Here is a 19,808-nt window from a genome sequence, read left to right on the forward strand (position 1 = left end):
GCTCTTGGAATGACAGCTTCGGTTTTTGTAAAGCGAGTTACTAGTAAGTTGAGTTCTAAAGAGGTTGGAACTATTATCTTAAAGCAAAACGAAATTAACATTACTGTCAGAGATGAACTTGGTCATAGTCTATTAGTGGGCGCAGCTGATAGTGAAGAGAAGTTCTTATTGGCAAGTTTGTTACAACATCAAATAAGTCAAATGATGTAATCTTTTTAGAAAGAATTATTCTGGGATTATGATGATAAAAAAGGAGATATGCAAATGAATAACCGATCAGACTTGCTAAATCAGTTTAAGGAATGGAATGGATTTGTTCTAGAAATTATTGATTTAGATTGGAAAACACCCATCGCTGAAGGAAAATGGGCAATTCATGATGTTGTTAGTCATATAATGCTTTGGGATAAATACTTTTATGAATCGACAATAGAACCGATAGTGTGCGATAAAGCGATAACACTTCAACTTATTGATTTCGATTTATTTAATAATGATGCTGTTACATATGGTAAGACAAAAACTAAAGACGAAATAATAGAATTGACGATGAAGTATCGTAACTTAATATTAGATTGTATAGGTAGTCTTGAAGAGGAAAAATACTCGGAAAAATATGTTGACGGAAGGTTTTGCTTTGAGTCATATTTAAAGGATTTTATATCACATGACCGACATCATATGATGCAGATTAAAGAATTAGAATTAAAAGAGAAAATGTGAACAGCTTATTCTCCTTCCGTTTATCGGTTGGGAATAAGCTTTTTTTTGTATGTCATAATGAGATAAATGTTATATTATTTCCCATTGAGTTCAGCATTCGAATGAATATCGAACATGGGTCAATTGGTGCCGAACTTCAAAAATCTCTGATTTCCTCAGTTTTCCTCCTCCCTACACATTTTTTCGTAGAATCACTCCTTGTTCAATGAATTTATATGTCATGTAATATAACGTAAATATTGAATTTTTTAGTAAATAACACAGTTATCGTTAATCTATTTGTATTTTTATGTTAATATAAATGACATAAAATAATGAAAATGAATGTAAGCTTAAGAAAGGTGCTTTTTAAAAAGTGAATATAGGAATAGGGGGACGGCGATGGAGTATTTCATTCAACAATTAATTAACGGGATTTCTGTAGGGAGCATCTATGCTCTGATCGCACTAGGGTACACCATGGTTTACGGGATTATTAAATTGATCAATTTTGCTCATGGTGATGTGTTTATGGTGGGGTCGTTTATTGGATTGTTCAGCGCTAGGTATCTGGCTACGGCAGGGCTGCCTCCAATCCTAGTCTTACTTATTTCATTGGTAATCTCTATGACCATCAGTGCGTTACTGGGGATGTCGATCGAACGGCTAGCCTACAAACCTCTACGAAAAGCCTCGCGGATCGCTGTACTTATTACTGCAATCGGCGTTTCTTTTTTTCTGGAATACACAGGTGTATTTGTTCTCGGGCCTCAGGCTAAAGGCTTTCCAGAGATACTTAATAAGCAGCAATACACCTTGTTTGGTTCTTCGATTCAGGTAGATTCCAACCAAATTATGATCTTGGGAACGACGGTTGTTTTGATGATCATTCTCCAGTATATTGTGCACCGAACCAAGATCGGTAAAGCGATGCGGGCTGTTTCTTTTGATATGGAAGCTGCACGCCTGATGGGAATTAATGTAGATCGGACAATTTCAGCTACTTTTGCTATAGGATCTGCACTTGCGGCAGCGGCGGGCGTTATTTTTGGAATGACTTACAATTCGGTTGACCCGATGATGGGTGTGCTCCCAGGACTCAAAGCTTTCGTGGCTGCTGTGCTTGGTGGCATTGGCAGCATTCCCGGCGCTTTGGTGGGTGGGCTTCTGCTGGGTACAGTTGAGACAGAGGTTTCTTCTCTGGGGTATTCTTCGTGGCGTGATGGTGTGGCCTTTGCTGTACTCATCCTAATCCTTATCTTTAAACCGTCCGGGCTGTTTGGTAAAAATGTCCGTGAGAAAGTGTAGGGAGATGCCGTATGAAGAAGATAAACAAGTCATTTTGGATCGGCATCGTCTTAGCTATTGTCCTATATGTCATCATTCAAGTTCTTCTAACAACGGGAATATTTGATGATGTTATGGAGTCTACGCTAATTCTGATTTGTATAAATGTCATGCTGGCGGTGTCTTTGAATCTGATTAACGGGATAACAGGGCAATTCTCAATCGGGCATGCTGGGTTTATGTCCATTGGTGCGTATGTTTCTTCTATTCTAACTCTGAATTTTGACATGCCTTTCGTACTGGCGTTAGTAATCTCTGGTCTGGTGGCTGCATTCTTTGGTGTACTTATTGGGATTCCGACCTTACGGCTAAATGGAGATTATCTGGCGATTGCTACGCTGGGATTTGGAGAGATTATTCGGATTGTCCTGCTCAATACAGAATATGTGGGCGGAGCTTCAGGTCTAAGCGGCATCCCCAATCAAACGACTTGGACGATTATGTTTCTGTTCACACTGGTCACGGTTGTTGTCATCAATAACTTTATACGTTCCACTCACGGCCGAGCTTGTATAGCGATTCGGGAGAATGAAATTGCTGCTGAAGCGATGGGGATTAATACGACTTTGTACAAAGTCATTGCTTTTTCACTCGGTGCATTATTTGCGGGGATAGCTGGTGGTCTCTCTGCTCATAAGTTCTACGTCATTAATCCGGGTAGCTTTAATTTTCTAAAATCATTCGAAATTCTAGTCATGGTTGTGTTAGGTGGACTAGGAAGTACAAGCGGTGCCATCGTGGGTGCGATTGTGCTGACAGTGCTCTTTACGGTGCTTCAGGAGTATCCGGAGCTGCGGATGATTATTTACTCGGCGATTCTAATTCTGATGATGATTTTTCGGCCTAAGGGGCTGCTTGGCAGCACGGGTTTTTCTTTCTTGAAATTGTCTAAAAAGGAGGTCAAGCCAAGTGACAGCATTAACAGCGGAAGTGCTTCTTGATGTTCAACAGGCGAGTCGTGCATTTGGGGGACTTAAGGCGCTGAATGAGGTAACCCTCCACATTAATAAAGGTGAGTTGATTGGACTTATTGGGCCTAATGGTGCGGGGAAAACAACTCTTTTTAATCTGCTGACGGGGGTATATCCGCCTTCCAGCGGCAACATTACTCTGAGCAATCAGGCAGTGGGTGGGATGAAGCCTTATCGTATTAATCGAAAAGGGGCTGCACGGACATTTCAGAATATTCGGCTATTTACCGCTATGACGGTTCTCGATAATGTTAAGATCGCGTTTCACCAGCATGCCAGACATTCAATCTTTACCTCTATGCTCCGGTTGCCTAAGCATTTTACTGAGGAGAACAAAATTACACAGAAGGCTATGGACATTCTCAAAATCTTTAATCTAGCTGATCAATGTGATGAATGTGCCGGGAATCTTAGTTACGGAAATCAGCGGCGACTGGAAATTGCGCGTGCGCTTGCAGCGGGGCCTAAGCTTTTGCTATTGGATGAACCTGCGGCAGGGATGAACCCGAACGAAACCAAAGAGCTAATGAATCTGATTGCTTGGATCCGTGAGTCCTTTGATCTGTCGATCTTGCTTATCGAGCATGATATGTCCCTTGTGATGGGAGTGTGTGACCGGATTTATGTGCTGGATCGCGGAATGCTGATTGCTGAGGGTACACCGCTACAAATAAGGAATCATCCAAAAGTTATCGAAGCCTATCTAGGACAGGAGGTGTAGTGGACCATGCTTAGTATACAAGAAATTAATGTGTATTATGGGGCCATCCATGCCTTGAAGGATTTAAGTATGCATGTAAAAGAAGGCGAGATCGTAACTCTAATTGGAGCTAATGGAGCAGGAAAGTCTACATTGCTCAAGACCCTCTCAGGATTGCTGAAACCGAAGACAGGTACTATAGATTTCCTTGGAAAATCGATTGCGAATCAGAGTGTGCAGTCCATCGTAAAACAGGGGCTTATTCATTGTCCGGAAGGCAGGCGTGTATTTGCTAATATGTCGGTGGAAGAAAATCTGGAGTTAGGCGCTTTTTTACAAGATTCGGGCAGCTTAGCTGCTGACTTTGCCAAGGTCTACTCCACCTTCCCGCGTCTTTTAGAGAGGAAAAAACAGCTTGCCGGCACCTTGTCTGGCGGGGAGCAGCAGATGCTCGCTATGGGGCGTGCAATGATGGGGCATCCCAAGCTATTGCTGCTAGACGAACCTTCCATGGGGCTGGCTCCATTGCTCGTTCAGGATATTTTTCGGATCATCCAAGAAGTGAATGCCTCTGGAACGACAGTACTTCTTGTAGAACAAAATGCGCATCAGGCACTTAAGATTGCTCATCGAGCTTATGTGCTCGAAACAGGCAGAGTGGTGCTTGAGGGAGATGCCAAGGAATTGGCAGACTCGGAAGAGATCAGAATGGCTTATCTGGGACATTAATTCATCGGCTAGTTCACAACAGCATCACAGAAAGAACCTATAAATCATTTATTTTGGGAGGCTGGAAGAGGATGAAGAAAATCGGGGCCATATTGATGACTGTGTTATTGGCTGGTGGATTGCTGGCAGGCTGTGGGAACAAGACAGACGACACTACCGCTGAGGGCGAGAATGCTGGTGGAGGGACCATCAAGATTGGAGCAGACCTTGAGCTTACAGGCGGCCAGGCTTCCTTCGGTGATTCTGCACTTAAAGGGGCAAAGCTGGCGGTAAAAGAAATTAATGATGCTGGTGGAGTGCTCGGCAAAAAACTTGAATTGATTGAAGCGGATAATGCATCTAAGTCGGAAGAGGCGACACGCGCAGCGCAAAAGCTAATTACTACCAATAAAGTCGTAGCTATTATCGGTGCAACTACATCTACGAATACACTAGGGATTGTTCCTGTTGCTCAAGAAAAAGGCATTCCTCTGGTCAGCTCCTCAGCCACAAACCCCAAAGTAACTGTTGATGAACGTACTGGTGACTTGAATGAATGGGTATTCCGCGCCTCTTTTATTGATCCTTTTCAAGGAGAAGTAATGGCGAACTTCGCCAAGGATACACTTAAAGCGAAAACAGCAGTTATTTATACAGATGCATCTAGTGATTATTCCAAAGGGCTGCAAACCTTTTTTAAAGCTACTTTTACTAAAAATGGCGGCTCTATCTTAAGCGAAGAATCCTATCAACAAAAAGATTCTGATTTTAAAGCCGTGTTAACACGTATTAAAGAAGCTAATCCCGATGTGATTTATCTCCCGGGCTATTATGAAGAGGTCGGCAAAATCGTAAAACAAGCTCGTGAGATGGGGATCACTGTTCCGTTTATGGGCGGGGATGGCTGGGATTCACCACAGCTGGCTGAGATTGCCGGCGCTGAGGCGCTCAATAATACGTATATGTCCAATCACTATTCACCTGAAGATAGCTCGCCTGAAGTGAAATCGTTCGTAGATGCCTTCAAGGCTGCTAACGGTGATCTTGTTCCAGATGGGATGGCTGCGCTTGGATATGATGCTGTGAAGCTAGTAGCGGATGCTATTAAACGTGCGGACTCCACGGACCCTGAGAAGCTGAAGGAGGCACTCGCTGGGACGAAGGATTTACAACTGGCTACGGGTAAGATCACAATGAATGAAACGCATGACCCGGTAAAAGCAGCGGTGGTGCTAAAATTTGTAGATGGAGTACAAACCTTCGAAGCGAAGGTTAATCCATAAGTTCAGAGGAAAACAAAAGAGCAAACCCAGATCATTGAAGTGCTCCCTGTCAAGTAGACAGTCTAAAAAACAAAAAAATGATTAAATTATCCCCCAGGTTCAGTTTATGAGAGATTGGGGGATTTTTTTTTGTTCATCGTTAAGCAGCTTGTCTATATTCGTTTGGAGATAAGCCGTTTAACCGTTCCGTGTATCGGTAATTATTGTAATAACGGATATAATTGCTCACAACTTCAAAGAGTTCCTCATAAGTGTCGTGTTTTTTCAGATAATAACTTTCTGCCTTTAAAGTGCCCCAAAATCGTTCTATGGGTTGGTTATCTAAACAACGACTTACTCGAGACATACTTTTAGTAAATCCATACTTCACTTGAAGGCGATTATACTCTTGTGATGTGTATTGAAAGCCTCTGTCGCTGTGAAGAAGCGGATTCACTTTGGGGTTGCTTCTGTAAGCTTTCTTCACCGTATCCATGACGAGCATATTGTTGTTGGAATGGCTCATTACCCATGAAACAATGGAGTTGTCATACACATCAATAATAGCGCTCAGATAGGCTTTACGACCGTTTCCATACTTTAATTCTGTGACGTCTGTGCACCACTTCTTATTAGGAGCTTCTGCATTGAATTTACGATTCATTACATTTTCAGCGATATGAATTTCAGTGGCCTTTACGTAATTTGGTCGTTTTCTTCGGATTACAGCCTTTAATCCAAGAGCACGCATAATTCGATAATATTTTTTCTTGTTATAATTCCCCTTAAGTTTACGGTTTAGTTGAATGCGCATTTGACGATATCCAAGAATTCCACCGCGTTTTTCATAGCGAAGCTTCACTTCCTGAGCGAGCGAAAAAATCTCGAGTTCTTGGGTCGATGGCTTCCACTTTAACCATTTATAATAGGCAGATCGGGCGACTCTAGCTAGCTTACATAACGCCGTGATGGGGTAGCCTTTTTCTACGTGCAGTTCCTTGATGGCTGGATACAAATCTGCATGTCGAACTAAAGTTAGCGTGTATTTCTTCGCCGGATCTCTGCCAACTTTTTTGCGAAGGCATTCTCCATTTCTAGGAATTCATTTCGAGCTTCTAGCTCCTTAATTCGAAGTTTAAGGCGTTCATGATCGTCGAGTTCTTCTACTGACTTGATACGGCCACGGTTGTCTCTAAGGGCTTCCTCGCCGCCAGTATTATATTTACGTACCCATGCGTATACCTGTTGATATGAAACTTTATATTTCACGATAGATTTTTGATAGTCTAAGTGATTAGCGATTGTGTATTGTACGATTTCAATGCGTTCTTGAAAAGTTGTTTTCCGTCCGTTATTCATACGAGAGTGTCCATTTCCTTTACGAGTAGGTTTAGTTTCTTTCCTACAAGTATACTTGGAAATCCATCTTCTCAAAACACTACTACTCGAAATATTATACTTCTTGGTAGTTCCCCATAAAGATTCTCCAGATAGAACATCTCTGATAGCAGCAAACTTCAATTCATCAGCGTATTCTTTCCAACCCTTAGATTCTCTTAATCCCTCATAGCCTTCCGCCTTATATTTCCTTATCCAATCTGTAACTGTAGTTTTGGCAACCCCTAATTGCTTTGCTTCATGATTAGGATTTGATACATGCTGAATACATCGCTGTACTACGTGTAATTTTACGTCTAAAGAGATTGAACTCCTTTTGGACATCGCAAAAACTCCCATCATTGTTGAAGTAGAAGTTTTTGTTTTTTCTACTGTCTACTATGATGGGAGCATATCATCATCACACTGGGTTTGCTCTTTTTTCATATCTAAATTATTACAATTCTTAACGTTCCGCTTACATTGCCATGACCCTTGCTACTTGGCATCAAGTTAGAATGGGCTCAAGAAGTAAATTGAAGGAGGAAGCTATGAAAATTGAGCTGCACTGTCATACGAGAATGTCGGATGGTTCACTTCATTTTACAGAGCTGCTGGAGCTTGCTGTTTAAGAACAAATTGGGCACTTGGCAGTTACCAATCATGATACAACACAGGGGCTAGCTGAGATGGACGAGATGTGCAGAGAGCGTGGCATCGAATTTATCCCTGGCATTGAGATATCAGGCTATGATACGCAGCGCCAACGTCGGATTCATATTCTTGGCTATTTTATCGAAGAGGATCATGAAGCCATTAATGCTTTATGTAGTCCTCTACTTTTACGGCGTCATGAAGGCTGTTGCTTGGCAACTAAGCGGTTAATCGAAGCTGGCTATAACATTCGCTGGGAGGATGTCCTGAGCTACGCCGAAGGCGGAACGGGAGTATATAAGCAGCATATTATGCATGCGCTAATTGATCAAGGCTATACGGATCGGATCTATGGCGACTTATATAAAAAGCTTTTCTCACGAGGGCAGCGAGGGGAACAACCTGGCATTGCTTATATTCCGACAGAATATGTCGATGCGAAAGATGCAGTTCGGACCATTATTCTGGCTGGTGGTGTTCCTGTGCTAGCACATCCGGGGCAATACCAGAGCTTTGAGGCTGTAGATGAACTTGTGGAAGTTGGTTTACAAGGCATTGAGGTATGGCATCCATTGCATAGAGAAGAAGATGAGCTTCGGGCACGGGAATTGGCACTTAAATATAATCTGATCATGACCGGAGGTTCAGATTTTCATGGCTTCTATGGTGAAAGTCCTATAACACTTGGCAGTAAAAGTCCTGATGCTGCAGTTGTAGGTGCACTGAAGGAACGTAAGCAATTGCTGCTATGGGGGTGATCAGAATGTCTGAAGAAATGGATATTATGGATCATTTGAACGCCTCTATTCAGTCAGGCGAGTATGTGTCTGACGATAAATTGCCATCGGAGCATGAGCTTGCAGAGCGGTTCAAAGTTCCGCGTATGACCGCTCGGAAAGCATATGAACGCCTGCAGGAGCTGGGGCTTATTTATTCCATGCAGGGGAAGGGAAGCTTTGTTCGGGATAGAAAACTGCGCATTCCGCTCGCCCCCTCAGCTGGAAAAAGCTTCAGTAAGAAGATGATCGAACTCGGATTCAATTATGAATCCGTGAATATATTCGTTAGAGCCTCAAGGGCTCTTTTTTTGTTAGTTAGTGGGAGTGAGGAATATGGATCAAAGAAAAATAGAACGTTCAATCAAGTATGCAAAAATATCGTTTTATATGAACATTGTTATGGCCGTTGGAAAAATGATTGTAGGGCTCTATACTGCCTCAATCTTCTTATGTATATATGCTTTGTACAATGTAGGGTTAGCCTTAGCGAAGGCAACTGCGGTTAAAAGGCATCTTAAGGGGAAGCGGCCGCCTGACGAAACACATCCGTATGGGTACGGCAGAGAAGGATATAAGAGCTACTTCAGGGTTGGAGTCATCTTGACTACGTCTAGCATAGTTTTTATCATTTATTGCGTGCGGTTATTTCTGTACGGCGGTGCATGGATCGATTGTTACAATGAGAAAAGGAAAAGCGCCGGCAGTTTCGGCAATTAAACTATCCAATCTAGCAGCCTCCTTGATATCCCTCGTTCTTACGCAGACCGCTATACTTTCGTTTACACATCAAGGGGATATGTCTTATTATAACGGCCTGGCAGGACTGATCTTCGGTGGGCTTGCTGCGTTGATCGGCGTTGGTATGATGCTACATATGCATCGCGTACTGAATGGTAAGCACTATCCTTCTATTAGGAGAAAGCTATCCAAGACTGTAATATCTTGTGGCGCAAATCTTTCTATTGAACCTATCCGTTATGAGGACCATGGCTCCAGAAGAAAGCTTCTTTATGTCTATGAGATACACAGCGATTCAAGGGAACAATATGAGTGGGTCAAGGTCAGAATTAGATCTGATTGGGATATAGAGATGATTGAAGTATCTAAGAATGCTATGGGCTGAAAAATGGATGAAAAAAAGTGCTTGCCATGTCTCTATATTTCTGGTATCATAATTTTTGTTGTCACGTTAAGACAACCTTGCTAAGGCCCGTTGGTCAAGGGGTTAAGACACCTCCCTTTCACGGAGGTAACATGGGTTCGAATCCCATACGGGTCATATTATGCGGTAGTGGTGGAATGGCAGACACGCTATCTTGAGGGGGTAGTGGGTGTATACCCGTGGAGGTTCGAGTCCTCTCTACCGCATACAAATAAAAGTAAGAAATCCTTTGCTTCGCAGAGGTTTTCTTACTTTTTTTTATAAGATTAGATAAACTGATTAGTTCTTAAAGGCTCTGGCATATTGGGGATAAAGCTGTCTGACACAGTCTGGGCAGATATCATGGGTGAATTGTAGAGCAAGCTGTTGCTTTAAAAAATGTTCAATAGTGATCCATTCATCCTTAGAATTTCGAATAGATTTGCAGGAAGCGCAGATAGGGATTAACTCATGTGTTGACTGGCATGTCGAACAGAGGCTGGTGATTCCTGACAGCTGAGTTCCTTCTATAAAAGCGCCCAAATCATATAGAGAAATAATAAAAGCATTTTCTAAATAATCATCTGAAAGAAGAGGATAGAGCTCCAAACGAAAAATCCGGTTCCCTTTATTGATAGGTTGTATGGAGAATTCAGCAGTATAAACCTGGTGTTCTCTGCTGAGTATGATTGTCACCGACTCACAAAGCTTGGCCCATTGTTCGGAATCGACAATCACATCTTGCATAAGCTCCGAATAATAAGCTCCAATCCATTTGTTATGGGGGGAGAGGCCGTATTCATGACTAAATACCTTCCACTTCCGATTGGTGAACTGGATAACTCCTTGATTGTTGATGACCACTGCATTGTGGGGGAGGCGTTCAAGTGAATGGATAATGGAAGATGATAAGCACTTTGACAAAAGTAACCGCTCCCTCCTAGAGATCCTTCAAGATGATAAGATAATAAAGGGAGTTACTTGTCACCTGAGTCGCCTCTTATCGTCATTCTAGCCATATGATATAATCGGATAATACATAATAGCACCAATTATATACTTTTTTACGTTATTTTACAATACGAATCACTTAAATAAGTCTTTTTTTATTTTTTTTTGTGAAAGGCGGTTCACTGATGCAGACCATTTACGAACGTATAGAGTACTTAATTAAGCAAGAAGGTCTGACCAAGAAATCGTTCTGTGAGCAGTTAAACATTAGCACAGGGAATATGGGCGATTGGAAGCGGGGGAAGTCTACTCCGGGAACACATAAATTGATTGAGATCGGTGCTTTTTTTCATGTGAGTCTGGATTGGCTTATCTTAGGCAGAAACACACCTGAGATATTGAAAGAGAGCAGTGCGACCTATGATTTCGAAGAAGCGAAGACAAGTGAAGGTCGAGTGGATGAATTGCTTCCAGAAGAAAAGGAATTCATTAAAGAATACATAGCTTTCGCTGAGTATCGCAAGCAGAAATTGGTAGATGAAAATTCTTGAATCAACGCCTTTACATTTTGGAAAAGTACATTTATAATAATGAATGTTGACCTCAAACAAAGTTCTATGTTTAACACACCGCGCGGTAGTGGTGGAATGGCAGACACGCTATCTTGAGGGGGTAGTGGGTGTATACCCGTGGAGGTTCGAGTCCTCTCTACCGCATATAGATTGACGAAAGAAGCCTTGCGACGCAAGGCTTCTTTTTTTGTGCTTAATCAAGCATTGGGGGAAGCACTACTTTTTCTTAATAGGGACGCATAAATGGGCTTCGAATCGTTCATCATCTGGTCCAGAATTTTCTGTATATTGGATGAAAAAGACACCATCCGGATTGAATATATATTCGGAATGCGGCAGCCATTCATTATGTATGTGATTCCAAGTGTTCTGAAAAGCCGAGTGAGGCACCCCGTTTGCTGTAAATATGGCATAGGTTGATGCAGGGAAGGTCTTCTGCACAAGCCCTTCAGGAATGAAATCTAGCTGCTTTACTTCGACCGCAAGGAAGAACTCATGATCCCAAGCAGCTTGTTCCCACAATCGGGGGACAGATGTACGATTCTGAAATAGACCCAGATAACAACCACTGTCTTGAACTTTTGAGGGGATGGAGTCAAATTTCGCATCAATATCTAACTCACCAAAAACAAATTCCCAAAGATTCGGATAAGGCTCTCCAGAGGCATTAACATTTGTCCAACCGATAACCTGTAGTTCTGGCAAATCACGCAGTTTAACCATCGCTTGACCCTCCCAGTAATTTTCTTCATCAATAATATAAATTATTCCAAAGGGGTTAGGAGGGGGATTTATCACAATATCATGTGTAAAGACAAAAAGGATACTGACCGCATATCAGCTAGTGGACTGAGTGATGTGGCCGGTATCCTTTTTCGGAATTTTTTCTTAAACGGATTATTTCAAAAGCTTGGAGATATAAGATTCGATCTGCTGAGGAGTAGTTTTAGGAGCAAAACGCTTAAGGACACGGCCTTCTTGATCCACCAGGAATTTCGTGAAGTTCCATTTCACGCTTTTTGAGCCTAGAACACCAGGTGCTTCCTTAGATAAGTATTTGAATAAGGGATGTGCTTCGTCGCCTTTTACATCAATCTTCTCGAACATGGGGAAGGTTACTCCATAATTAATCTCGCAGTATTCTGCAATTTCATCACTTTCACCAGGCTCTTGGCCGGCAAACTGATTGCTTGGGAAACCTAACACTTCGAATCCACGATCCTTAAATTTCTCGTACACTTCCTGAAGCCCTTTATACTGAGGCGTAAATCCACATTTGCTAGCTGTATTCACAACAAGGAGCACTTTGCCTTTGTACTTGGACAATGATTCTTCTGCACCCCGAAGAGTGTTGACTTCAAAATCATATATACTCATGGATGCCACCTCCTTTTTAATTCCTATTTTGATTTATCACAATTTAATTGTACACCATTTATGAGAGAGAGCCAAATAAGAATGTTCTATGAATCATTAACGCCCGTTCGCTTTATCAAATCATTGTGAAATTAATGATCATAAATTAAATGTATCTGTATATATTTTATGGAAATAATGACTGAATAAAGGCGTTGATCATAAAAGAGTAATAAATAGCCTCCGTGTTAGGCGTCTTTGGTTGACATCACCCTTAAAATTCTTTAATATGTCTAAGTATCTGAGAATATGTTGCGTGTGCAATTTACAACCAAAAATTTAAATAATGGGTGATGAAGATGTCTTACAGACCGAATATTACGAATGTGACCAAAGCCAGCAGCAACGATAAGGAAGGATTGTACGAGTTCATTATCAAGCTTGCTGATGGAACGGAGTGCCGTGCGTTTTATAATCGGTTTCCGGAATGGAAAATGACGAACATCAGCCGCCTGCTTAAAACTCCATGTCCAATTTGCCGCAAAGATTTCATCTGTAAATGCATGGAGGCATTCACTGCTGATTTCGAAGGACAAATGATCGGCGATCAATGGATTGAAAAGGCAATTGCTGAATAATTAAAGAACGGTACATGTTGGCGCGGGATTTCTATCCCGCGTTTTTGTTTACCCAAAATATGCGATACACTTATCTTTATCAGGGAGGGGGAGCAATGAACGAGGAGCTGAACATTATGCAAAATAAATCCATTGTGCTGATCGATGGGGTGTGTCATCTTTGCCAAGGTTTGATTCGTTTCATCATCCCGCGTGATCCCAAGGCTAAATTTCTATTTGCGCCTTTACAAAGTGAAATTGCTGCTAAGCTAATGAGGGAGGCTGGACTTCAACCTGGGCAGTTGAACACAGTTGTATTGCTGGAGAACGGTGTGTGTTATACAGAGTCGGCTGCTGTACTGCGGATTGCGCGTAGATTGAGATGGCCTTGGCCTGCTGCGTATTTCTTCATTATAGTGCCGCGCCAAATACGGAATATCCTTTACCGTTATGTTGCAAGGAATCGTTACCGTTGGTTCGGGCGCGATGAGCAGTGTCTGCTCCCAACACCGGAGATCAAACAAAGATTTTTGTAATCCGAGATTTGGCTAGATGTTATAATGTAACCATAATTTGGTATAGTTAAGGACATTTAGCGAGGGGTGAAGGGATGCTGCGAAAGGCAGGGCTTTATCTATTAATAGTTATGTTAGTTTCTTTAGGTACGATGGGAACGGTATCCGCAGAGGCTAAGCTCAAGGTAATGGTGAATAATTCGAGCGTGAATTACGGTGTGCATATCGTTTCTGGACAGACGATGGTTCCGCTGAAGGCTTTTGAGAGCTTCAAGAATACTTCTATTCAGTGGGAAGCCCGTACAAAGCAATTAACGATCATCAGAGACTCTATGAAGATTAAGCTTACAGTAGGTTCTCGAACAGCATGGAAGAACTCGGAATCTGTACAACTGGATGCACCTGCTAGAATCATGGATGGAAGAGTTACAGTACCGCTAAGGTTTATTGCAGAAGCTCTTGGGGCTAGAGTAACTCTGGACGCTAGTACGAATACTGTCTGGGTTCAGGAACGTGCAAATGCAAAGCTTGTGCAGAATTATAATAGTAACGATTTGGTTGTTTCCCGCATTGCTGCCTTACAATTTCCATTTGAAGAAAGAGAGCCGTCTCAATTAACGGGTGATAATGAAGCGTTGTCTATGTCGTATTATTTTCCAGAAGGCAGGTCTGATGGATATTTCATAATCTATGGGCATTTTGTATCGTATTATGAGATTAAAGACAACATTAGAACAGTCGTATGGGAAGCAGATTTGGACGATTCGAAAGAGGCTGATAAACAAGATTTTACCGCGATATTTGGACATCCTATTGCAAAGGAATATGGTAAAGCCCCTGTTTTAGCACCATCCTATGCCTATTATTATACGAGTGTATGGGGAAGTCAGATTATTTGCGGAATCGTTAATGTGGATGGAACGACTAAAGTTTCAGGGAAGTCGCTGAACTGGGAGAATAACAAGCCCTTTGTCGTTGCTATTCCCGGCGAGACCAAGCTTTAAGCACTCTACAAGTCATATAGAATATGGAGATGAATTATGAATAAAGGGAAGCCTAAAGGATTTATGCGTTTTGATTGGCCTTTTCATTTTGTGACGATGCCGCTTGCGCTAATTTTGTTTGTGTGGTCGGCAATTTATGCTGTTCAAGAGATACGTGATGATGGGGTTTTAACGGTGCCATTGCTGTTATTTGGCTTGTCCTTATGCCTACTATTTGCGATTACGAGAATTCGTATATATGCGACAAAAAATCAGGATCGCGTGGTGAGAGTGGAAGAGCAATTTCGCTATTTCCGTCTGACAGGCGAAGCTTTGAACCCAGAGCTTGAATTATCCCAAATTATAGCGCTGCGCTATGCAGGTGACGATGAGTTCCCAGCACTGTGTCAGCGAGCCGTGAAGGAGAAGCTCAATCCTAACGATATCCGGTCTGCCATTAAGAACTGGCGCGAAGATAAGATGAGAGTATAGTATCCAGCTAGTGTGCGAAAAAACTTATTGCTGCCTTCTTGTATATATGCTACTATAGCTGTAAATTAAAGGAATAGCGACGGAAGCACCGTTCAATTACCGTATCCACGGTTATTGTCGGTGCTTTTTTTGCTGTCTTTTTTGAGAAAATAATGGATTTCCTTTTATCGAAAGGAGCGTGGTTTCATGGCGGCAAGGATTGTGCTCGCAGTGCGTGAAAGTCAATATATCGAACCTCTATTACATTATCTTCATCACAGCGAGTACGGAGAAATGCTGCGTATTACGGCTTTTAGCCGAAAGGATGCTTTTATTGATTTCATGAGGGGAGAGGACATCCCGGATGCTGTTGTAGGGGACTCTTCTTTCATCGAGGCTTGGCTGATAGAGGGAAAAAACATGGTTCCATGGGCGGTCCTGAGTGAGGATGGAGGTTATCTTGGTAAGAGTGCTAAGAGTCTAGCAGGAGGGGTGATGATTGCCAAATATCAGGCATTGCCTTCCCTTCTGGGGGCTTTCCTTCAGTTATGTGAAGTCCAAAGAGGTAGAGGATCTTCTGTGCTAGATGAAACGCTGTTACTTGGGGTCGTCTCTTCTAGCGGTAACATGGGCAAAACCACAATAGCATTGAATATGGCTAAGCAGCTTGGTGAGATGGGCCTTTCGGTGTTTTATCTAAACCTTGAAAGTGTAGATAGCAGTGGGTTGTTTCTTCGAATCCCTGCAGGTCATACGCCTGGGCTAGAGCGACTGCTTTATGAAATAAAGGCCAGTCGAGACAAGGGTGAAGCAGATACGATCGAATTAGGACAATACTTCATTAGATATGATCACCTCCGAACGGCTGCTTTTAGGCCAGTTATTAATGTGAAGGAAATGCTTCAGATGACTATGGAAGATACATTGGATTTGTTAGAGCGTCTAGTTGCTGAGAGAAACTTTGATGTTGTTATTGTGGATACCGGCAGTATCGAGGAAGAACGAGCAAAAGCTGTGTTACAAAGAAGCAGGATTCTACTGTGGGTCCTGAAAAATGATGATGTAAGCATGTATAAGACTATGAGGTGGTTATCGCATTGCAACACCCCTAACTCTGGTATGACACCCCATGTGATGGACAAGAGTAGATTTGTAGTGAATTTTGCGGGAAATCGTATGGAAGAGTGGGTGCCTCCTGAAGGAATTAGCATTGAAGGGGTATGCCCCTTTATCCAATCATGGACGCTGCAACACCGTGAGGAGCTCTTTTTGAACTCACCGCAATTTCAGAGGGAAATCTTGCAGTTGTGTAAGCGGATTGTAGAGCCAGAACTCCCATTAGTTTTTACTGGGAAGAACTTGCATGAATGAGGAGATGTTCAGGGCGCTGCGTAGTGAGATTCGTGCAGGACTTGATGTAACTTCTGCAGTAGGAAACCGTGAACTCACCGGTTATATCGAACGAACGATTCTAGAAAGTGAAAGTCTACGTTATTTAACGGCGCATGAGAAGCATGAGTTAGTAAAGAGATTGTTTGATTCTTTCCGAGGATTGGATGTGCTTCAGCCATTAGTGGATAACCCGGCGATCACGGAGATTATGATCAACAGTCATACTGAGATTTTTATAGAAGAGGAGGGTCAGATTCGTCGTCTTCCTTTGGAATTTGAGTCCAGTAGCAGGCTGGAGGACATTATCCAAACGGTAGTCTCCGGAGTTAACAGGGTAGTTAATGACTCCTCTCCTATCGTTGATGCTCGGCTTAAGGATGGATCCCGTGTGAATATTGTACTTCCGCCAGTCTCGCTGAAAGGACCGGCTATGACTATTCGTAAATTCCCGGAGACGCCGATGACGATGAATGAATTGGTGGGGCGTGAAGCCTTAAGCCAGGAAGCAGCAGAGCTTCTGCAAATCTTAGTAGCTGCTAAATACAATATTTTTATCAGCGGGGGAACGGGCTCAGGGAAGACCACTTTTCTAAACGCGTTATCTCAGTTTATCCCTTCACAGGAGAGGGTCATTACGATAGAGGATTCCGCTGAGCTACAGATTGTAACTGTGCCTAATCTTGTATCCTTGGAGACTAGAAACGCGAATACAGAAGGTAGAGGTGAGATCTCCATTCGGGATTTGATCAGATCTTCGTTGCGGATGAGGCCTAATCGAATTGTTGTGGGTGAGGTGCGGGGGGCGGAATGTCTCGATATGCTGCAGGCGATGAACACTGGACACGATGGAAGCTTGTCCTCAGGACATAGTAACAGCGCGCACGATATGGTCAGTCGACTGGAGACGATGGTGCTAAGTGCTGCGGATCTGCCGGTAATGGTTGTACGTCAGCAGATCGCATCGGCGATTGATATTTTCGTACATTTGTCCAGGCTCCGTGATCGCACTAGGCGAGTGATGGAGATTAGTGAGGTTGGGGGCCTAAAAGATGGAGAAGTGGTCTTGAACCCTCTATATGAATTTCAAGAGTCCGGTGAGCGAGAGGGACGGGTACAAGGGGGGCTAGTTTCTAGTGGAAACCCGCTTATACATACAGCAAAGCTTAGAATGGCTGGTGTAACCTCCTACCCGTTATCACAGTATGGATTCTGAATTCTAAAAGGGGGAAGAGGCAGTGCTTAAGATTAAGTTTGCTTCTGAAAAGCCTAAGGAAGCTGATTCCGGAGGCCATTCATTATTGCCGGATTATACGGTTTACGAGTTGACTTTGATACAGAAAATTCTGGCAATCGCAGTAGGCAGTTTGCTGCTGTTTGGAGTGGGATATCTTTTTTATCATCATTGGATACTGTCTTTACTACTTATGCCAGGTGGGGGGTATGCACCTCGTATACTGCGTAATTATTTGCTGAAAAGACGCCGGAGTATGCTTAATTTACAGTTTAAACAGACGTTATTTTCATTGTCTTCCTCGCTCTCAGCAGGGCGCTCGGTCGAGAATGCTTTCCGGGAAGCGGTGCAGGATCTACGTATGCTCGACCCGGAGGGAGGCGGCGATATGATCTCGGAGCTAAATATTATCTGTACGCGCATGGAATACGGTCAGCCAGTGGAAGAAGCACTACGGGATTTCAGTGAAAGAGCTGGAATGGAAGATATCGAGCGATTTGCTGACGTGTTCTCTGTATGTAAACGTACTGGTGGTGATCTTGTAGAAGTAGTACGGCGTACATCCTCGATTATCGGAGAGAAGCTAGATATTCAGCAGGATATTGCTGTAAGCATTGCACAGAAGAAGTTCGAGGCTAAAGCACTGCTGATATCCCCACTGATCATGGTGATCTTTATGAGTTTAACTGCAGGAGACTATATGGAGCCTATGTATACGGGAGCGGGTATAGCCATATCGACACTAGCGCTTATTGCGTTGTTCTTATGTTATCTCTGGACTACTAAAATAATGGACATTCCGCTGTGAAGGGGATGAAATCATGCGATGGCTATGTGCAGTAGTCACTATATTTTTACTTGTTGTCTGGGCTCTGTTACGAATTAAATGCGGAAAAAGATATGCCGGGTTAAGGGGGCTTCCAATGGACGGCTTACGACTTCGGAAGCTGGGTGAACCGCTGCTGCTGCTCATTGAGAAGAGTGGCACCGCCAGCCGTTTTCCATCGTTGATGTTCAGGATTCAACGTTCCTTGCAGCGAAGTTATGGGATGCGTTACAGTGCAGAACGGACCTTGCTGTTCATGGGTGAGATGCTTAGCTACAGTTGGTTGTTGCTTGTGGGTGGAAGCTTGATCACAGGGTTTAGCGGCGATCAGACAGGTCTGATTCTAGGTTTTTTCTTGGCGGTAGCTCTACCGGCTGCTATGGTCAGTGATTTACATAAAAAGGTGAGGGTGCGGGAGCAAAATATTATGCTCGAGCTACCAGAGCTTCTGAACAGCATTGTATTGCTGGTGGGAGCAGGTGAGACTGTGCAGCGAGCGATTATCCGCTGTGTAGAGTGATTCGATTAAATATAGTTGGCAATGATAAAAAATAGTTGGCAAAGCATAATTAAAGTTGGAAAAACGTATTTAAAGTTGGCAACGAAAAGCTCGAAAAGCGAATACAGAGCGTCCGAAACGATTAATTTAAAGTTGGCAATGAAAAATCGAAGGATTATGCCGCTGATTTTGAACATTAAGAATGGTCATGAGACGTTCGACATAAAAAGAAGCCTGCTTATTCGCTGCGTAGGCGCATTTTTATTCATACATAAGGGGCTTTATGAGGTTGGAACTTATGAGGGCTTATATGCGAAATAGAGCCCGTTACAGATGGAGGAGACAGTATGACTAAACGAATTATCACAACCGACGCCGAACTAAAAAGTGTAATGATAATGGGCGCTCTTGTAGACGTATGGATGGGGAATCATCTATGTGAGAAAAATCTAATGATACATAGTTATAGTTCATCAGCGATTCAAAGTAAAAACAGTTATTATTTGCGTTTGAACGTACAAATTGTTCGGAAGGATGTTCTTCAGTAAGAGAAGCGAAGTTTTAATAAAGAAGAAGCGGGGACCAAGACTTAATAAATCTTGATCCCCGCTGTTTCCATCGATCAATGTTTTCTTGGTAAGGAATCTGATTGCATAATTTTGCCTGTAATTAAGGGGGATTATGATGTGTGATAGAAGCATATAGCGAAGTAACAAAGAGTTACGAATCCGATAATTGCGAAATAAATATGAAA

General features: G+C 42.7%; 25 protein-coding genes and 3 tRNA genes. 23 read left to right on the plus strand and 5 right to left on the minus strand.

Annotated features, from left to right (window positions below; genetic code table 11):
- Positions 1–9: 9 nt before the first annotated feature.
- From NSU15_RS05720 to NSU15_RS05750, 7 genes are all read left to right on the plus strand, one after another.
- A complete protein-coding gene (locus tag NSU15_RS05720) occupies positions 10–210 on the plus strand; it encodes a hypothetical protein (protein ID WP_042124783.1) in 201 nt (66 codons plus the stop codon).
- A gap of 54 nt (positions 211–264) precedes the next feature.
- Positions 265–723, plus strand: a complete 459-nt coding sequence (locus NSU15_RS05725; protein ID WP_042124785.1) for a hypothetical protein — start codon at positions 265–267, stop codon at positions 721–723.
- A gap of 381 nt (positions 724–1,104) precedes the next feature.
- Positions 1,105–2,010 carry a branched-chain amino acid ABC transporter permease gene (locus tag NSU15_RS05730; protein WP_042124787.1) on the plus strand — a complete coding sequence of 302 codons (906 nt, stop codon included), beginning with the start codon at positions 1,105–1,107 and terminating at the stop codon, positions 2,008–2,010.
- 11 nt (positions 2,011–2,021) lie between these two features.
- Positions 2,022–2,990 carry a branched-chain amino acid ABC transporter permease gene (locus NSU15_RS05735; RefSeq protein ID WP_042124789.1) on the plus strand — a complete coding sequence of 323 codons (969 nt, stop codon included), beginning with the start codon at positions 2,022–2,024 and terminating at the stop codon, positions 2,988–2,990.
- Entirely contained in the window at positions 2,959–3,741 is a 783-nt protein-coding gene (locus NSU15_RS05740) for an ABC transporter ATP-binding protein (protein WP_339289537.1), read from the plus strand. The genes NSU15_RS05735 and NSU15_RS05740 overlap by 32 nt, the downstream gene beginning before the upstream one ends.
- Before the next feature lie 6 nt (positions 3,742–3,747).
- On the plus strand, positions 3,748–4,449 hold the full coding sequence (locus tag NSU15_RS05745) for an ABC transporter ATP-binding protein (RefSeq protein WP_076121920.1): 702 nt from the start codon (positions 3,748–3,750) through the stop codon (positions 4,447–4,449).
- Positions 4,450–4,520: 71 nt separating this feature from the next.
- Complete coding sequence (locus tag NSU15_RS05750) at positions 4,521–5,711, plus strand: ABC transporter substrate-binding protein (RefSeq protein WP_339289539.1); 1,191 nt, start codon at positions 4,521–4,523, stop codon at positions 5,709–5,711.
- Positions 5,712–5,850: 139 nt separating this feature from the next.
- Here the strand turns inward: NSU15_RS05750 and NSU15_RS05755 are convergent, their stop codons facing one another.
- On the minus strand, positions 5,851–6,705 hold the full coding sequence (locus tag NSU15_RS05755) for an IS3 family transposase (protein WP_081390105.1): 855 nt from the start codon (positions 6,703–6,705) through the stop codon (positions 5,851–5,853).
- Between the two features lie 20 nt (positions 6,706–6,725).
- Positions 6,726–7,412 (minus strand): helix-turn-helix domain-containing protein, encoded by a 687-nt coding sequence (locus tag NSU15_RS05760; RefSeq protein WP_076121956.1) that lies wholly within the window; start codon positions 7,410–7,412, stop codon positions 6,726–6,728.
- A gap of 302 nt (positions 7,413–7,714) precedes the next feature.
- Between NSU15_RS05760 and NSU15_RS05765 the strand changes: the two genes are divergently transcribed.
- From NSU15_RS05765 to NSU15_RS05785, 5 genes are all read left to right on the plus strand, one after another.
- On the plus strand, positions 7,715–8,479 hold the full coding sequence (locus NSU15_RS05765; protein WP_339289540.1) for a PHP domain-containing protein: 765 nt from the start codon (positions 7,715–7,717) through the stop codon (positions 8,477–8,479).
- Positions 8,480–8,484: 5 nt separating this feature from the next.
- Complete coding sequence (locus tag NSU15_RS05770) at positions 8,485–9,006, plus strand: GntR family transcriptional regulator (RefSeq protein WP_339289541.1); 522 nt, start codon at positions 8,485–8,487, stop codon at positions 9,004–9,006.
- A gap of 173 nt (positions 9,007–9,179) precedes the next feature.
- Positions 9,180–9,623: a hypothetical protein gene (locus NSU15_RS05775; protein ID WP_339289542.1), complete on the plus strand. Its 444-nt coding sequence runs from the start codon at positions 9,180–9,182 to the stop codon at positions 9,621–9,623.
- A gap of 84 nt (positions 9,624–9,707) precedes the next feature.
- Positions 9,708–9,779 (plus strand) — tRNA-Glu (locus NSU15_RS05780).
- Positions 9,780–9,785: 6 nt separating this feature from the next.
- Positions 9,786–9,868 (plus strand) — tRNA-Leu (locus NSU15_RS05785).
- Between the two features lie 73 nt (positions 9,869–9,941).
- On the opposite strand, the gene NSU15_RS05790 is transcribed toward NSU15_RS05785, so the two are convergent.
- Positions 9,942–10,565: a hypothetical protein gene (locus NSU15_RS05790; protein ID WP_042124797.1), complete on the minus strand. Its 624-nt coding sequence runs from the start codon at positions 10,563–10,565 to the stop codon at positions 9,942–9,944.
- A gap of 212 nt (positions 10,566–10,777) precedes the next feature.
- Between NSU15_RS05790 and NSU15_RS05795 the strand changes: the two genes are divergently transcribed.
- Together NSU15_RS05795 and NSU15_RS05800 are read left to right on the plus strand one after the other, a co-directional pair.
- Positions 10,778–11,143, plus strand: a complete 366-nt coding sequence (locus NSU15_RS05795; RefSeq protein ID WP_076118204.1) for a helix-turn-helix domain-containing protein — start codon at positions 10,778–10,780, stop codon at positions 11,141–11,143.
- Positions 11,144–11,225: 82 nt separating this feature from the next.
- Positions 11,226–11,308 (plus strand) — tRNA-Leu (locus tag NSU15_RS05800).
- Positions 11,309–11,380: 72 nt separating this feature from the next.
- Here NSU15_RS05800 and NSU15_RS05805 read toward each other — a convergent pair.
- Together NSU15_RS05805 and NSU15_RS05810 are read right to left on the minus strand one after the other, a co-directional pair.
- Positions 11,381–11,887, minus strand: a complete 507-nt coding sequence (locus NSU15_RS05805; RefSeq protein ID WP_052414482.1) for a GyrI-like domain-containing protein — start codon at positions 11,885–11,887, stop codon at positions 11,381–11,383.
- A gap of 174 nt (positions 11,888–12,061) precedes the next feature.
- Positions 12,062–12,541, minus strand: coding sequence for a glutathione peroxidase (locus tag NSU15_RS05810; protein WP_042124801.1), 480 nt, complete (start codon positions 12,539–12,541; stop codon positions 12,062–12,064).
- Positions 12,542–12,879: 338 nt separating this feature from the next.
- Here NSU15_RS05810 and NSU15_RS05815 point away from each other — a divergent pair, with 338 nt between their 5' ends.
- The 9 genes from NSU15_RS05815 (at position 12,880) to NSU15_RS05855 (ending at position 19,602) form a co-directional block, all read left to right on the plus strand.
- Positions 12,880–13,158, plus strand: a complete 279-nt coding sequence (locus tag NSU15_RS05815) for a hypothetical protein (protein ID WP_042124803.1) — start codon at positions 12,880–12,882, stop codon at positions 13,156–13,158.
- Positions 13,159–13,253: 95 nt separating this feature from the next.
- Positions 13,254–13,673, plus strand: coding sequence for a thiol-disulfide oxidoreductase DCC family protein (locus tag NSU15_RS05820; protein WP_076118136.1), 420 nt, complete (start codon positions 13,254–13,256; stop codon positions 13,671–13,673).
- A 110-nt stretch (positions 13,674–13,783) separates the two neighbouring features.
- Positions 13,784–14,656 carry a copper amine oxidase N-terminal domain-containing protein gene (locus tag NSU15_RS05825; RefSeq protein ID WP_339289544.1) on the plus strand — a complete coding sequence of 291 codons (873 nt, stop codon included), beginning with the start codon at positions 13,784–13,786 and terminating at the stop codon, positions 14,654–14,656.
- A gap of 36 nt (positions 14,657–14,692) precedes the next feature.
- Positions 14,693–15,127: a DUF6526 family protein gene (locus tag NSU15_RS05830; RefSeq protein ID WP_076118132.1), complete on the plus strand. Its 435-nt coding sequence runs from the start codon at positions 14,693–14,695 to the stop codon at positions 15,125–15,127.
- Between the two features lie 186 nt (positions 15,128–15,313).
- On the plus strand, positions 15,314–16,477 hold the full coding sequence (locus NSU15_RS05835) for a hypothetical protein (protein WP_076118130.1): 1,164 nt from the start codon (positions 15,314–15,316) through the stop codon (positions 16,475–16,477).
- On the plus strand, positions 16,470–17,711 hold the full coding sequence (locus NSU15_RS05840; RefSeq protein ID WP_076118129.1) for a CpaF family protein: 1,242 nt from the start codon (positions 16,470–16,472) through the stop codon (positions 17,709–17,711). Before NSU15_RS05835 ends, NSU15_RS05840 begins: the two co-directional genes overlap by 8 nt.
- A 31-nt stretch (positions 17,712–17,742) precedes the next feature.
- The gene (locus NSU15_RS05845) at positions 17,743–18,537 is read left to right on the plus strand and encodes a type II secretion system F family protein (protein ID WP_170880257.1); all 795 of its coding nucleotides are present in this window, start codon (positions 17,743–17,745) and stop codon (positions 18,535–18,537) included.
- 115 nt (positions 18,538–18,652) lie between these two features.
- Positions 18,653–19,075, plus strand: coding sequence for a hypothetical protein (locus NSU15_RS05850; protein WP_339289545.1), 423 nt, complete (start codon positions 18,653–18,655; stop codon positions 19,073–19,075).
- A 326-nt stretch (positions 19,076–19,401) separates the two neighbouring features.
- On the plus strand, positions 19,402–19,602 hold the full coding sequence (locus NSU15_RS05855) for a hypothetical protein (RefSeq protein WP_076272103.1): 201 nt from the start codon (positions 19,402–19,404) through the stop codon (positions 19,600–19,602).
- The last annotated feature ends 206 nt before the right edge of the window (positions 19,603–19,808 follow it).

Origin of the sequence: Paenibacillus sp. FSL E2-0201 (genome assembly GCF_037963325.1) — a bacterium.
Classification (GTDB): domain Bacteria; phylum Bacillota; class Bacilli; order Paenibacillales; family Paenibacillaceae; genus Paenibacillus_AQ.

Bases quoted from the DNA above. Each gene is read 5' to 3' on its own strand.
- NSU15_RS05775 (WP_339289542.1), top strand. From the start codon at position 9,180: ATGAGAAAAGGAAAAGCGCCGGCAGTTTCGGCAATTAAACTATCCAAT.
- NSU15_RS05850 (WP_339289545.1), top strand. From the start codon at position 18,653: ATGGACGGCTTACGACTTCGGAAGCTGGGTGAACCGCTGCTGCTGCTC.
- NSU15_RS05805 (WP_052414482.1), bottom strand. From the start codon at position 11,887: ATGGTTAAACTGCGTGATTTGCCAGAACTACAGGTTATCGGTTGGACA.
- NSU15_RS05810 (WP_042124801.1), bottom strand. From the start codon at position 12,541: ATGAGTATATATGATTTTGAAGTCAACACTCTTCGGGGTGCAGAAGAA.
- NSU15_RS05835 (WP_076118130.1), top strand. From the start codon at position 15,314: ATGGCGGCAAGGATTGTGCTCGCAGTGCGTGAAAGTCAATATATCGAA.
- NSU15_RS05735 (WP_042124789.1), top strand. From the start codon at position 2,022: ATGAAGAAGATAAACAAGTCATTTTGGATCGGCATCGTCTTAGCTATT.
- NSU15_RS05840 (WP_076118129.1), top strand. From the start codon at position 16,470: ATGAATGAGGAGATGTTCAGGGCGCTGCGTAGTGAGATTCGTGCAGGA.
- NSU15_RS05770 (WP_339289541.1), top strand. From the start codon at position 8,485: ATGTCTGAAGAAATGGATATTATGGATCATTTGAACGCCTCTATTCAG.
- NSU15_RS05820 (WP_076118136.1), top strand. From the start codon at position 13,254: ATGAACGAGGAGCTGAACATTATGCAAAATAAATCCATTGTGCTGATC.
- NSU15_RS05815 (WP_042124803.1), top strand. From the start codon at position 12,880: ATGTCTTACAGACCGAATATTACGAATGTGACCAAAGCCAGCAGCAAC.
- NSU15_RS05760 (WP_076121956.1), bottom strand. From the start codon at position 7,412: ATGTCCAAAAGGAGTTCAATCTCTTTAGACGTAAAATTACACGTAGTA.
- NSU15_RS05795 (WP_076118204.1), top strand. From the start codon at position 10,778: ATGCAGACCATTTACGAACGTATAGAGTACTTAATTAAGCAAGAAGGT.
- NSU15_RS05745 (WP_076121920.1), top strand. From the start codon at position 3,748: ATGCTTAGTATACAAGAAATTAATGTGTATTATGGGGCCATCCATGCC.
- NSU15_RS05720 (WP_042124783.1), top strand. From the start codon at position 10: ATGACAGCTTCGGTTTTTGTAAAGCGAGTTACTAGTAAGTTGAGTTCT.
- NSU15_RS05825 (WP_339289544.1), top strand. From the start codon at position 13,784: ATGTTAGTTTCTTTAGGTACGATGGGAACGGTATCCGCAGAGGCTAAG.
- NSU15_RS05855 (WP_076272103.1), top strand. From the start codon at position 19,402: ATGACTAAACGAATTATCACAACCGACGCCGAACTAAAAAGTGTAATG.
- NSU15_RS05725 (WP_042124785.1), top strand. From the start codon at position 265: ATGAATAACCGATCAGACTTGCTAAATCAGTTTAAGGAATGGAATGGA.
- NSU15_RS05730 (WP_042124787.1), top strand. From the start codon at position 1,105: ATGGAGTATTTCATTCAACAATTAATTAACGGGATTTCTGTAGGGAGC.
- NSU15_RS05830 (WP_076118132.1), top strand. From the start codon at position 14,693: ATGAATAAAGGGAAGCCTAAAGGATTTATGCGTTTTGATTGGCCTTTT.
- NSU15_RS05750 (WP_339289539.1), top strand. From the start codon at position 4,521: ATGAAGAAAATCGGGGCCATATTGATGACTGTGTTATTGGCTGGTGGA.